Source organism: Streptomyces uncialis (assembly GCF_036250755.1).
Classification (GTDB): Bacteria; Actinomycetota; Actinomycetes; order Streptomycetales; family Streptomycetaceae; genus Streptomyces; species Streptomyces uncialis.
This window is the reverse complement of the sequence record NZ_CP109583.1, coordinates 901278-914081: the sequence shown is the minus strand read 5'-3', so window position 1 is coordinate 914081 and position 12804 is coordinate 901278. Positions and strand designations below refer to the sequence as shown.

At 72.5% G+C, this 12804-nt stretch carries 10 protein-coding genes; 4 read left to right on the top strand and 6 right to left on the bottom strand.

The genetic code is table 11. The features are described 5' to 3' along the window. Positions 1-187: 187 nt before the first annotated feature. Positions 188-2581: a phosphoketolase family protein gene (locus OG711_RS03435; protein ID WP_329558345.1), complete on the top strand. Its 2394-nt coding sequence runs from the start codon at positions 188-190 to the stop codon at positions 2579-2581. Positions 2582-2784: 203 nt separating this feature from the next. Here OG711_RS03435 and OG711_RS03430 read toward each other — a convergent pair whose 3' ends face one another. Then, positions 2785-4605 carry an ABC transporter ATP-binding protein gene (locus OG711_RS03430; RefSeq protein ID WP_073787660.1) on the bottom strand — a complete coding sequence of 607 codons (1821 nt, stop codon included), beginning with the start codon at positions 4603-4605 and terminating at the stop codon, positions 2785-2787. An 85-nt stretch (positions 4606-4690) separates the two neighbouring features. Then, complete coding sequence (locus OG711_RS03425; RefSeq protein ID WP_329558344.1) at positions 4691-5188, bottom strand: OsmC family protein; 498 nt, start codon at positions 5186-5188, stop codon at positions 4691-4693. Between the two features lie 314 nt (positions 5189-5502). Here OG711_RS03425 and OG711_RS03420 point away from each other — a divergent pair, with 314 nt between their 5' ends. Beyond that, the gene (locus OG711_RS03420; RefSeq protein WP_329558343.1) at positions 5503-6165 is read left to right on the top strand and encodes a hypothetical protein; all 663 of its coding nucleotides are present in this window, start codon (positions 5503-5505) and stop codon (positions 6163-6165) included. 110 nt (positions 6166-6275) lie between these two features. Here the strand turns inward: OG711_RS03420 and OG711_RS03415 are convergent, their stop codons facing one another. From OG711_RS03415 to OG711_RS03400, 4 genes are all read right to left on the bottom strand, one after another. Next, complete coding sequence (locus OG711_RS03415) at positions 6276-7883, bottom strand: ABC-F family ATP-binding cassette domain-containing protein (RefSeq protein ID WP_329558342.1); 1608 nt, start codon at positions 7881-7883, stop codon at positions 6276-6278. Between the two features lie 61 nt (positions 7884-7944). Then, positions 7945-9609 (bottom strand): ABC-F family ATP-binding cassette domain-containing protein, encoded by a 1665-nt coding sequence (locus OG711_RS03410; RefSeq protein ID WP_329558341.1) that lies wholly within the window; start codon positions 9607-9609, stop codon positions 7945-7947. A gap of 414 nt (positions 9610-10023) precedes the next feature. Further along, on the bottom strand, positions 10024-10752 hold the full coding sequence (locus OG711_RS03405; protein WP_329558340.1) for a hypothetical protein: 729 nt from the start codon (positions 10750-10752) through the stop codon (positions 10024-10026). Between the two features lie 59 nt (positions 10753-10811). Then, the gene (locus OG711_RS03400; protein ID WP_329558339.1) at positions 10812-11513 is read right to left on the bottom strand and encodes a GntR family transcriptional regulator; all 702 of its coding nucleotides are present in this window, start codon (positions 11511-11513) and stop codon (positions 10812-10814) included. Between the two features lie 133 nt (positions 11514-11646). Here OG711_RS03400 and OG711_RS03395 point away from each other — a divergent pair, with 133 nt between their 5' ends. Further along, a complete protein-coding gene (locus tag OG711_RS03395; protein ID WP_329558338.1) occupies positions 11647-12519 on the top strand; it encodes a fumarylacetoacetate hydrolase family protein in 873 nt (290 codons plus the stop codon). Further along, positions 12516-12692 (top strand): hypothetical protein, encoded by a 177-nt coding sequence (locus OG711_RS03390; protein WP_329558337.1) that lies wholly within the window; start codon positions 12516-12518, stop codon positions 12690-12692. The genes OG711_RS03395 and OG711_RS03390 overlap by 4 nt, the downstream gene beginning before the upstream one ends. The last annotated feature ends 112 nt before the right edge of the window (positions 12693-12804 follow it).

The following is a 12804-nucleotide window of genomic DNA, read 5'->3' as shown; positions in this document are numbered from 1 at the left end:
CGCGCGTACCGCAGCTCACGCAGGGTTCCTACGCAGAGGAATCGTTCCCGGCCAGTCGGGGCACGTGCGAAAACATGTACCCGCGCGTACGGCGGGGCCCTTCGCGTTGCGTGACGGCCCCACCACAGCCAGGGTCGGAGCAGACACCACGTACGACGAACAGCCGACGCATCAGGAGATGAGGCACATGCCGGACGTCCGAATCCCGGCTTCCCCCGTACTCACCGACACCGAAGCAGCCGCTCTGGACGCCCACTGGCGGGCCGCGAACTACCTGGCCGTCGGTCAGATCTATCTGATGGCCAATCCCCTGCTGACCGAACCTCTCAGGCCCGAACACATCAAACCCCGGCTGCTCGGCCACTGGGGCACCTCACCCGGTCTGAACCTTGTCCACACCCACCTCAACCGCGCCATCCGGGACCGGGACCTGGACGCCCTGTGCGTCTGGGGCCCCGGACACGGCGGCCCGGCCGTCCTCGCCAACTCCTGGCTGGAGGGCACGTACTCGGAGACGTACCCGGACATCACCCGCGACGCGGACGGCATGGCACGGCTGTTCAAACAGTTCTCGTTCCCCGGCGGGGTACCGAGCCATGTGGCGCCCGAGGTCCCCGGCTCCATCCACGAGGGCGGCGAACTGGGCTACTCGCTCACCCACGCGTACGGCGCCGCCCTCGACAACCCCCGGCTGCTGGTCGCCTGCGTCATCGGTGACGGTGAGGCCGAGACCGGGCCGCTCGCCGCCTCCTGGCACTCGAACAAGTTCCTCGACCCGGTCCGCGACGGGGCCGTGCTGCCGATCCTCCACCTCAACGGCTACAAGATCGGCAACCCGACCGTCCTGTCCCGGCTCCCCGAGGACGAACTGGACGACCTGCTGCGCGGCTACGGCCACGAGCCCCTCCACGTCACCGGTGACGAACCCCTCGCGGTGCACCAGGCGATGGCCGCCGCCCTCGACACCGCCCTCGACCGCATCGACACCTTCCAGCGCCAGGCCCGCGAGGGCCGCAGCCCCGAACGCCCCCGCTGGCCCGTGCTCGTGCTGCGCACCCCCAAGGGCTGGACCGGACCGGCCGTGGTCGACGGACTGCCCGTCGAGAACACCTGGCGTTCCCATCAAGTGCCCCTGACCCAGGTCCGTGACAACCCCGAGCATCTGCGCCAGCTCGAACAGTGGCTCCGCTCCTACCGCCCCGAGGAACTCTTCGACCCCACCGGCCGTCCCACCGCGCAGGTGCTGTCCTGTCTGCCCGAGGGCGAGCACCGCCTCGGGGCCACCCCGCACGCCAACGGCGGGCTGCTGCTGCGCGATCTGCCGATCCCGCCCCTTGAGGAACACGCGGTGCCCGTCGACAAACGCGGCAACGCCCTGCATGAACCCACCCGGGTGCTCGGCGGGCTGCTCGCCGGGATCATGCGGGACACCGCCCGGCGGCGGGACTTCCGGGTCGTCGGACCCGACGAGACCGCGTCCAACCGGCTCGACGCGCTGTACGAGGTCACCGCGAAGGCATGGCAGGGGGAGTACCTCGACACCGACGAGAACCTGGCCCGGGACGGCCGGGTGATGGAGGTCCTCTCCGAACACCTCTGCCAGGGCTGGCTGGAGGGATATCTGCTGACCGGCCGGCACGGCCTCTTCTCCAGCTACGAGGCGTTCGCCCATATCGTCGACTCGATGGTCAACCAGCACATCAAATGGCTCAGGACCGCCCGCAGGCTGCCGTGGCGGCGCCCGATCGCCTCGCTCAACTACCTGCTCACCTCCCATGTATGGCGCCAGGACCACAACGGCTTCTCGCACCAGGACCCCGGTTTCGTGGACCATGTGCTGAACAAGAGCCCCGAGGTCGTCCGCGTCTACCTCCCGCCGGACGCCAACACCCTGCTCGCCACCGCCGACCACGCCCTGCGCAGCCGCGACCTCGTCAACGTCATCGTCGCCGGGAAGCAGCCGTCCTTCGACTGGCTCACCCTCGACGAGGCCCGCGCGCACTGCGCCCGTGGCGCCGGGGTGTGGCAGTGGGCCGGTACGGAGGAGGCCGTGGACGGCGACGACGGACCCGATGTCGTCCTCGCGTGCGCCGGTGACGTACCGACCCTGGAGGTACTGGCCGCCGCCGAACTGCTGCGGCATCATCTGCCCGAGCTGGCGGTACGCGTGGTCAACGTCGTGGACATGGCACGGCTGATGCCCCACGGGGAACATCCGCACGGGATGACCGACTTCGAGTACGACGCCCTCTTCACCCCGGACAAGCCGGTCGTCTTCGCCTACCACGGCTATCCCTGGCTGATCCACCGGCTGATCTACCGCCGTGCCGGACACGCGCAGACCCATGTCCGGGGCTACAAGGAGGAGGGCACCACCACCACGCCCTTCGACATGGTCGTCCGTAACGACCTGGACCGCTACCGGCTGGTCATGGACGTCATCGACCGGGTACCGGGGCTCGGGGTCAGGGCGGTCGCCCTGCGGCAGGCGATGGCCGATGTCCGCACCCGCCATCACGCCTGGATCCGTGAGCACGGTACGGACCTGCCGGAGGTCGCCGACTGGACCTGGACCGGCTGACCCGCGCGATCCTGTCGGTACGGTACCGGAGCCCGCGCGGCTCCCCGTGGCCCGGCCTGTCAGGAACGGAGCGGCGCCATTCTTGGCTCCCGACTTCTTAACTTCTGGCGATGTCAAAGAAACCTGACATCGCCAGAAGTAGAACAGCCCGGACGCGGAGTCATGGCGCGTCTCCGTTCCCGCTGGCCGGGAACGACCGCCGCTCAGCCGACGGGCTCGGGCGTGCTGCTCCCGGAAACCCCCGAGTCGGCCGCCGCGAGGAACTGCGTCGTCGCCAGCTCCGCGTACAGCGCGTCCTGGGCGACGAGTTCCCCGTGCGTGCCCACCGCGCGGACCCGGCCCGCGTCCATGACCACGATCCGGTCCGCGAGGGTCACCGTCGACAGCCGGTGCGCGACGACCAGGACCGTCGTCGTCCGGGCGACCTCCGCCACGGTGTCCCGCAGCGCCGCCTCGTTGACCGCGTCCAGCTGACTCGTCGCCTCGTCCAGCATCAGCAGCCGGGGGCGGCGCAGCAGGGCGCGGGCGATCGCCACCCGCTGCCGCTCCCCGCCCGACAGCTTGGTGCCCCGGTGCCCGACCAGGGTGTCCAGTCCGTCGGGCAGCCGCTCGACCAGCGGGCCGAGCCGGGTCGTGGTGACCACCTGGCGCACCTCGTCCTCACCGGCCGTCGGGTTGCCGAGCAGCAGATTGTCGCGGAGCGTCCCGGACAGCACGGGGGCGTCCTGCTCCACGTACCCGATGGACGCGCGGAGCCGGGCGAGGTCCCAGTCGCCGAGGTCCCGGCCGTCGACCTCGATCCGGCCCGCCGTCGGCTCGTAGAAGCGCTCGATCAGCGAGAACACCGTGGTCTTGCCCGCGCCCGACGGCCCCACGAACGCGGTCATGCCACGCGCGGGAACCTGGAACGTGACCCCGTGGTGGACGGGCGGCAGATCGTCCGCGTACCGGAAGTGGACCCCGTCGAACGCCAGTGACAGCGGCGGCTGGTCGGGGCCCGGGAGCGGCGCGGGCTCCCCGACGGGCTCGGCGGGCAGCCGGTGGGCCTCCTGGATACGCCGTACCGCCGCCGACCCGGTCTGGTACTGCATCACGGCGCCGACGACCTGCTGGATCGGGCCCATCAGATAGAAGACGTACAGCAGGAACGCCACCAGCGTGCCGATCCCGATGGACCCGGTGGCCACCCGCGCGCCACCGACACCCAGCACCGTGAGGAAGGCGATCTGGATCGCCAGCCCGGCGGTGTTCCCCGCGATGGCCTCCCACTTGGCGGCCCGGACGCTCTGCCGCCACGAGTCCTCGGCCGCCGCGTGCACCGCGCGCTCCTCCCGGAGCTCGGCGCCGGACGCCTTGACGGTCCGCAGCGAACCGAGCACACGCTCCAGCGCGGCGCCCATCAGCCCCACCGACTCCTGGGCCCGCTTGGTCGCCTTGCTGATCCGGGGCACGATCACCCCGAGCAGCGAGCCCGCCAGGACCATCACCCCGAGGGTGACGCCCATCAGCACCGGGTCCGTCCAGCCCATCATCGCGAGCGTCGCGACCAGGGTCAGACCGCCCGTACAGATCCCGACGAGCGCCTCGGTGGTGACCTCGCGCAACAGTGTCGTGTCGGAGGTGACCCGGGCCATCAGATCACCCGGCTCGCTGCGGTCCATCGCCGTGATGCGCAGCCGCAGCAGATACGAGGTGAGCCGGCGGCGGGCGCCGAGCACCACCGACTCGGCGGTCCGCCGCAGGAGGTAGCCGCCGAGCGCGCCGATCACGGCGTTCATCAGGACCAGCAGCGACATCAGGATCAGGGGTCCGGCGATGCCCTTGTCGTCCGCCAGATTTTCGATCAGGGCCTTCGCGACCAGGGGCAGCGCCAGCCCGGTGGCCCCGGTGAGCAGACCCAGCAGCGCGCCGGCGAGCAGCGCCCAGCGGTGCGGCCGGGCGTAGTCGAGCAGCAGCCGCCACGGGGGCACTCCGGCGTCCCCGTCGGCCGTGGCCTGCGGGGGAGGCGGTGCGGCGGTCGGTATGCCGTCGTGCGATGAGGTGTCCACGGGTCCCCCCGGAGCTGAGATCGGTCGTCCGTCCGTCGCCCCGGGGGACCCGGGACGGCGATCAGCCCGCCGCGAACGCGACCGTGCCGTCCGGCAGGACGGCCTCGACCCTGGCCCCGTGTTCCACGGTGCGGCTCACGGTGCAGTACTTCTCATGGGTCAGCCGGACGCCGCGCTCGAAGACCTCGGCGGCCCGGTCGTCGCCCTCGGGCAGATCGATCTCATACGTTACGCGGAGCACCCCGACCCGGCCCTCATCCTCAGGTCGGGACCTGGACTCCACCCGGACGACCAGTCCGTCGTGCGGGACCGACCGCGCGGTGCGGTCCATCACGAGTCCGCCGCAGCCGCCGAGGGCGGCGAGCAGCAGTTCCACGGGGGTGAACGAGGGCTGGACACCGGGATCGTCGGCGGCGCCGATCCGGACCTCGGCTCCCCTGTCGTTACGGGCGGTCCAGTCCCGGTGGCCGTTGCGGACGGTCTCGACGCGGTAGTCGGCCATGGTCGTCGCTCCTCGCTCGGTCGGCGGCGCGGTGTCGTCGCGCCGCGGCGTCGTCATGTCGTCGCAGCATCGCACCGTACCGGTGGGCCGGGCGGGACCGCGGCGCGCCGGGGTCGCCGCTCGTGGGCCGGTCGTTCCGGTACGGGTGGTCCATGGGCGCGTGACTCCCCGCACCTGGTTCCCCGCGCCGCTGGGGTGAGCGCTCGGGTGTGCTCGGTCTTGTGCGGGTAACGGTTGGTGGGCCGAATCGGGGACAACGCGGGCATTGCGCTTAGCGGGCGGAAAATCGGGTGATATGGGCTGACGTGGCTTCAGGGCTTCGTCGGGCACCAGCCAGCGTGACCGGTCCTGCGGTCGGAGAGGACGGGCTCATGCCCTGGATGGACAGCCGGAGGGTCCGTATACGCGACACGCTGGTGGTGGCGGGTGCCGCCCTGCTGCCGGTGCTCGTCGGGACGTCCACCGCGACGGCCGCCGACGGCGCGAGCGCCGCCGTGACGCCGTCCGTGGTGGCCCCGGGCGGGTCCTTCACCCTGATCGTCGACTGCTCGGCGGTCGACGATCCCGCCCCGAGGACCGGCAACAGCGAGGGCCTGGCGGCTCCGCTGACGCTTACCCCGGCCGGAGGCGGTCGCTTCCAGGCGGCCGGACGCCTCTCCCGGGACCTTGCCGGGGCGACCGCCGTGGGCATCGACGGTGACTGCGGAGGCCCGGACAGCCGCTGGATCGCCAGCATGCTCGTCAGCACCACCGCGACCACCGGGACGGCATCCCCCACCCCGTCACCGGTCCCGTCCGCCGGTGCCACCGCCGGAGCCACGGCGACGGTGACCCGGGCTCCGGGTACGAGCCGGAGCACGGCGCCCCCGGCGAGCGGCGGCGCGACCGTCGGCGGGGTGCGCGGTGGACTCGGCGGCACCTTCGGCGGTCACCCGACCCCCTCCGAGGTCACCGTCGGCGTGGGCCTCCTCGTCGCCGGGGTGGTGGGCGCGGGCCTGGTGATACGGCGTCGGACACGGGCGGGCCGCCACTGAGGACGGCTCCCCGCACGCACCCGGCCCGGACGGCGGCCCCACGGGGAGGGCCACCGTCCGGGCCGCGCCACGCAACGGGCCGGGCCGGGCCGGTCGGACCTGCCAGGTACTCACAACCGCAGCTCGCGGCCCCGCCACCGCGACCGCAGCCACCGGTCATGACTGGCGACCACCACAGTCCCGGGACCGCTGCCCAGCGCCTCCTCCAGCTCGTCGCAGAGCAGCGGCGACAGATGGTTGGTGGGCTCGTCGAGCAGCAGCAACCCCGGAGGGTCCGCCACCAGCAGCGCCAGGGCGAGCCGACGGCGCTGGCCCACCGACAGCTCCCCGACCCGCTGCTCCAGCTCGCGGGCGCCGAGCAGACCGAGCGACTCCAGCGGCACGGAATCGGCGCGCGCCGCGCCGAGGACCCGTGCGTAGATGTCCCGCGCCGTACGGTCCGGCCGGTCGAACACCGTGTCCTGGGCCAGCAGCCCGACCGTCAGACCGGGCCGCCGCAGCACCTCACCGGAGTGGGCCGGACGCCCGGCCAGCACGTGGAGCAGCGTGGACTTCCCCGCTCCGTTGGGCCCCGTGACCAGCAGCCGGTCGCCCGTCGTCACATCGAGCCGGTCGAGTGCGAGCCGACCGGCCACCCGGACGTCCCGCAGGGCCAGCAGGATCCCGTCGGCGGGCGGGGCCGCGAGCGCGGGGGCGTGGAACCGCAGGGGCCGCGGCGGCTCGGGGACCTGTTCGCGCTCCAGCCGGTCGAGCCTGCGGGCGGCGTCGCGCACCCGCCGCGACACCTGCTTCTCCACCCGGCCCCCGGTGCGGCCGAACCCCATCTTCTCGTTGTCGCGCCGCCAGCCACCGGCCGCGACCCGGTGGGCCGTCACGGCGACCGCCCGGCCGAGTTCGCCGAGTTCCTGCTGCTCCTCGGTGTAGCGGCGCTGCCACAGCTCCCGTTCCGCGCGTTTGTGCGCCTGGTAGGCGGTGTACCCGCCGCCGTAGCGGACCGGGCCGTCCACGGCCGGGTCGAGGTCGATCAGATCGGTGCAGACCGCGTCGAGGAACGTCCGGTCGTGGCTCGCCACCACGACCACCCCGGGCAGTTCGCGCAACCGCTCCTCCAGGAAGGCCGCGGCATCGTCATCGAGATGGTTGGTGGGTTCGTCGAGCAGCAGCGCGGCGGGCCGTCGCACCAGCAGCGCGGCCAGCGCCAGCCGGGTGCGTTCACCGCCGGACAGGGAGCCGAGCACCCGCTCGTGCGCCGTCCGGCCGAGACCGAGGCCCGCGAGGACGATCCCCGCCCGCCGGTCGGCGTCCCAGACGTCATGGTCCCGGGCGTGGTCGAGCCGCTCGCCGTACTCCGTCAGGAGGCCGGTGTGACCGGGGGAGTCCGGTGCGGCGGCGTCGAGTGCCCGGGCGAGCCTGTCGAGTTCCGCGAGGTCCGCACGGGCTTCACGCAGGGCGTCGTCGAGCACGTCGGAGACGGTCGATGTGGCGTCGTGGGGCATCTCCTGGTGCAGATACCCGAGGTCCGGCGGGCGGTGGACGGTGCCGGAGTCCGGCTGGTCCGCTCCGGCGAGGAGCCGCAGCAGGGTGGACTTACCGGCGCCGTTCTCACCGATCAGCCCGATCCGGCTGCCCGGGGCCGCGGTGAGGGAGACACCGTCGAGCACCCGCCGGGTACCGAGCGTGCGGACGAGGTCGTGGGCGAGCAGGGGGGAGGGGGACATGGGGACACCACCGAGGGGGAGGGGAGAGGAGGACGGGGGAACGGCGTGGGCCCTACCGGCTCTACCGGCCCGTCCCGCTGTCGTGAGGGCCGGTCACCGCCGGGGGCTCGCCCTCCGTCAGTCGGCCGTCGCTGAGCCGCAGCCGTCGGTCCACCCCGATCTCCGTGAGGAACCGTTCGTCGTGGCTGACCACCACGAAGGCCCCCTGGAAGGCGGTGAGGGCGCTTTCCAGCTGCCCGACGCTCGCCAGGTCGAGATTGTTGGTCGGCTCGTCCAGCAGCAGGAGCTGCGGGGCCGGTTCGGCGTACAGGACGCAGGCCAGGGTGGCCCGCAGCCGCTCGCCCCCGGAGAGGACCCCGGCGGGCAGCTGGACGCGGGAGCCCCGGAACAGGAAGCGGGCCAGCAGGTTCATCCGCTCCGCCTGCGGCATCGCGGGCGCGGAGTCGGCCAGGTTCTCCGCCACCGTACGCTCCGGATCGAGCAGGTCCAGTCGCTGGGACAGATACGCGACCCGGCCCACGGCGGGCTTCGCCGGACCGGCCTCCGGCGTCAGATCACCGCTGATCACCCGCAGCAGCGTGGACTTCCCCGCGCCGTTGGGGCCGGTCAGGGCGATCCGTTCGGGGCCCCGGATCGTGAGGTCGACGCCTTCTCCGGCGAAGACCGCGCGATCGCCGTGCCGGACCTGCATCCGCTCGCCGAGGAAGACGGTCCGTCCGGCCGGGACAGCGGTCCCCGGCAGTTCCAGCGCGATGCGCTGCTCGTCGCGCAGGGCGCGGCCCGCCTGGTCGAGCCGGGTCCTGGCCTCGTCGACCCGTGCGGTGTGCGTCTGCCGCGACTTCCCGGCGGACTCCTGCGCGCCGCGCTTCATGTTCCCCGCGAAGATCCGCGGCAGGCCCGCGTCGCCGAGGTTGCGCGCGGCGTTGCCCGCCCGCCGTTCGGCCCGCTCGCGTGCCTGCTGCATCTCCCGCTTCTGCCGCTTGACCTCCTGCTCCGCGTGGCGGACGTTCTTCTCCGCGACCTCCTGTTCCGCGCGCACCGCTTCCTCGTACGAGGTGAAGCCGCCGCCGTGGAAGCGGAGCGCGCCCCGGTCGAGTTCGGCGATACGGTCCATCCGGTCGAGCAGCGTCCGGTCGTGACTGACCACCAGCAGACAGCCGGGCCAGTCGTCCAGCACGTCCTGGAGCTTGCGGCGCGCGTCCAGGTCGAGGTTGTTGGTGGGCTCGTCCAGGAGCAGTACCGCGGGCCGCTTGAGCAGCTGTGCCGCCAGGCCGAGGGAAACGATCCGGCCGCCGCTCAGGGTGTGCAGGGGCCGGTCGAACGACAGGTCACCGAGGCCGAGCCGGTCGAGCTGGGCCCGGGTGCGTTCCTCGATGTCCCAGTCGTCGCCGATCGTGGCGAAGTGCTCCTCGCCGGTGTCCCCGGACTCGATGGCGTCCAGCGCGCGGACGACCGGGGCGATCCCCAGGACCTCCGCGACGTCGAGGCCGCCGTCCAGGGCGAGGGTCTGCGGCAGATAGCCCGGCTCGCCCTGGACGGTCACGGAACCACGACTCGGCCGGTACTCACCGGCGATCAGCTTGAGCAGGGTGCTCTTGCCCGCTCCGTTCGGTGCGACCAGGCCCGTCCGGCCGCCGCCGACGGTGAAGGACAGGTCCTGGAAGACCGGGTCGTCGTCGGGCCAGGAGAAGGAGAGATTCGAGCAGACGATGAATGCGTCGGACATACGGGAGACCTCGCGCGTGGGGCGGGCACGCGGAAGGGTGCCCGCCGGAGACGGTCGATTGACGGAACGACGAAACAGCCCCAGCGGCGCTTCCCGCGCTCAAAGCCGTGGCCGTGCATGTCCGGTATCACCCGGAGATGTCGTCGTCACCCGCCATGTCTGCTCCCTGGTCGTGGATCGCTCGTGCGCGGTCGTCAGCATCGTAGCGGGGCGGACGGCCGACACGGGAATGGTTTTCGCGGCTCACCGCCGGCCTGTCGGCGTACGGCCCCCGGTCGGCTCACCGCCCGAGCCGGTTCACCGTCCCCGATCGGCTTACCGCCCCCGAGCCGGTTCGCCGTCCCGGCCGCCTCGCCGCCCCCGGCCGCTGTACCGGGGGCGCGCTGCTGGGGGCACCCGTACGCGGTCGTCGGCTCAGCCGACCGGGTCGCCGGGCGACACCGGATGGGCCTCCAACTCCGTGGCGGCCAGCAGCTCGGCGATCAGCTCGGGAGAGCCGCCGATGTACGTGCTCACCAGATCCACGTCCCCGCCCAGGCACCAGGCACGGTCCTGCGGCCACCACAGGTCGGGCAGCTCCACGAACTCGTCGAGGGAGGCCGGTGAGAGGGCCTCGGTGAGCGGCCCGGAGAGCAGGATCTCGTCCCGGCCCGGGGTCGCGAACGTGGGGAAGTGGTCGAAGTCCAGGTGCCCGTAGCCGTGCCACAGGCCGAACCAGCAGTGCTCGGGGGTCCAGGTGTGCCGGGCGAGCACGGGGATCAGTGCCCGGGCCACATCGGGCGGGGTCGGGCCTTCCACCGGGTGCTCGTCCCAGACGCCGGCCAGGCCGTACTCCGAGTCGTTCTGGTAGAAGGCGTCCACGCCGATCAGCTCATGCCATCTGCTGAGCGGCGCCGGCTCCCGGTCGTGGGCGGCGGCCACGGTCGACCAGCGCACCGGCCGTTCGTCCAGGGAAGCCGGATGCAGCACACGCGCGTAGGCGGCGAACCCGGGGGCGGCGACACCCGCCACCGTTCCGAAGTCCCCCTGCCCCGCGGTCCGTTCGGTGAGCCACCGGGCCGGGCTCAGATCGGTGGTCCGCACCCGCAGCTGTCCGTACCGTTCGGAGGCGGGTTCCCGGTGCACCAGGGGATAGTCGTCCATCCGCACATTCTCCCCGGTCGGTGGGGGTGCGGGGGTGCGACCGGTCTGCGGGGGAGTGGTCAGGAGTCCGACGGCTGCTGCTGGTCGAGGCGGTCGGCGGCGGACAGCAGCAGTTCGGTGGTGTGCCGGACATGGGCGCACAGCGCCTCGGCGGACGCCTCCGGATCGCGGGCCAGGGCGGCGTCGAGCAGGGCGCGGTGCTCGCCCGCCAGATCCCGGCTCGGCTCGTCACCGAGCGGCCGCGACCAGCGGCGGTACAGCTCGGCCTCGTCGCGCAGTCCGAGTGCCATGTGCAGCAGCCGGCGGTTGGCGCAGCCGTTCAGCAGGGCCCGGTGGAAGTCGGCGTGGGCCGCGGACCAGCAGTCGTCGACACGGTCGTGGTCGCCCTGGGCGGTGTAAGGGGTCCGTTCCAGGGTGTGATGGGCCGCGACCAGCTGGGACTCCCAGGCGAGGTCGCCCTCGGTCACGGAGCGTCGCAGGACGAGTGTCTCCAGCTCGATACGCGCCTCGGTCAGTTCGGTGAGGTCCTCCCGGGAGAGCGGGGTCACCAGGAAGCCCTGATGGGGCTCGGACCGTACGAGACCCTGCTCGGCCAGCCGGACCAAGGCCTCCCGGAGCACGCTGACGCTCACGTCGTAGCGGGCGCTGAGCACGGGGAACTTCAGCCGGTGGCCGGGCAGCAGCCGACCGCTCAGGATGTCGGCGCGCAACTGCCCCCGTACGTCGTCGCTCAGCGTCTGCTTCCCGGCCTTGGTCGCCATGGGCGTCATTGTACACATCGATCGAATAGGTCCGAAACTTTCGAAAGTCTATTGACTCATCGAATATATCCGGCCTACAACGGTGCTGTATCCCCGGTGACCGCACCGGGGACGACCGCTCCAGGAGCGTGCCATGCGTATTGCGAATGCGGCCGGACGGGCCGCGCTGCTCACCGCCGAGGGGTGGACGGATGTCGAGCGGGCCAGCGGCGGGCTCTTCGCGGCCGACCCCCAGGAGCTGTACGAGCGCTGGGAGGACTTCCGGCACTGGGCGGCCACCGCGCCGCCGGGCGGCGATGTGGTGCCGACCCCGGCCACCCTGGGCCCCCCGGTGCCGAGGCCGCGCCAGGTGCTCGCCATCGGGCTGAACTACCTCGACCACGCGGACGAGTCGGGATTCGCGGTCCCGGAACACCCGCCCGTGTTCACGAAGTTCGTCTCCTCGATCACCGGACCCCACGGCGACATCACCCTCCCGGACGGGAGCGTGGACTGGGAGGTCGAACTCGTCGCGGTCATCGGCCGCCGCGCCTGGCAGGTGAGCCGGGAACACGCCTGGGCCCATGTCGCGGGCCTCACCGTCGGACAGGACATCTCCGAACGGGACAAGCAGCTGACCGGCCCCGTCCCCCAGTTCAGCCTCGGCAAGTCCCACCCGGGCTTCGCCCCGCTCGGCCCGTACCTGGTCACCCCCGACGAGTTCGAGGACCCGGACGACCTCGGACTCGGCTGCGCCGTCGACGGCGAGGAACTCCAGAACGGCCGCACATCCAGCCTGGTCTTCTCCGTACCCGAACTGATCGCCCGGCTATCCGCCGTACTGCCGCTGCTCCCCGGGGACGTGATCTTCACGGGCACCCCCGCCGGGGTGGGACTCGGCCGACGGCCGCAGCGCTTCCTGGCCGAGGGCGAGGAACTGGTCAGCTACGTCGAGGGCATCGGCGAGATGCGCCACCGGATGGTCCGGGACCGAGCCGCCGCACCGCCCCTTCGCACCCGCTCATGACCGGCCGGACGGGCGGCCCGGCGCTCACCGGCCGGGGCGTGGTCCACCGGATCATCACGGACCTGGCGGTCCTCGATGTCGGCCCCGAGGGACTGACGCTGCGGGAACTCACGCCGGGTGTCACCACCGACGACATCCGGGAGCGGACACAGTCACCGCACCGCTCACCATGACGGTCTGACGCCACCCGCGCACCACCCGCACCGCTGGTAGGGCATGGCGCGGTGGGCGGCGCACGGCATGGCGAGGACCGGGCCGGGCCCTCGCGCGACCCGCCACCAGGTC

What these genes read in the sequence shown, in the direction of transcription:
- OG711_RS03420 (WP_329558343.1), top strand. Translation starts at nt 5,503, where the DNA reads ATGCCCTGGATGGACAGCCGGAGGGTCCGTATACGCGACACGCTGGTG.
- OG711_RS03415 (WP_329558342.1), bottom strand. Translation starts at nt 7,883, where the DNA reads ATGTCCCCCTCCCCCCTGCTCGCCCACGACCTCGTCCGCACGCTCGGT.
- OG711_RS03395 (WP_329558338.1), top strand. Translation starts at nt 11,647, where the DNA reads ATGCGTATTGCGAATGCGGCCGGACGGGCCGCGCTGCTCACCGCCGAG.
- OG711_RS03410 (WP_329558341.1), bottom strand. Translation starts at nt 9,609, where the DNA reads ATGTCCGACGCATTCATCGTCTGCTCGAATCTCTCCTTCTCCTGGCCC.
- OG711_RS03405 (WP_329558340.1), bottom strand. Translation starts at nt 10,752, where the DNA reads ATGGACGACTATCCCCTGGTGCACCGGGAACCCGCCTCCGAACGGTAC.
- OG711_RS03390 (WP_329558337.1), top strand. Translation starts at nt 12,516, where the DNA reads ATGACCGGCCGGACGGGCGGCCCGGCGCTCACCGGCCGGGGCGTGGTC.
- OG711_RS03400 (WP_329558339.1), bottom strand. Translation starts at nt 11,513, where the DNA reads ATGGCGACCAAGGCCGGGAAGCAGACGCTGAGCGACGACGTACGGGGG.
- OG711_RS03435 (WP_329558345.1), top strand. Translation starts at nt 188, where the DNA reads ATGCCGGACGTCCGAATCCCGGCTTCCCCCGTACTCACCGACACCGAA.
- OG711_RS03425 (WP_329558344.1), bottom strand. Translation starts at nt 5,188, where the DNA reads ATGACGACGCCGCGGCGCGACGACACCGCGCCGCCGACCGAGCGAGGA.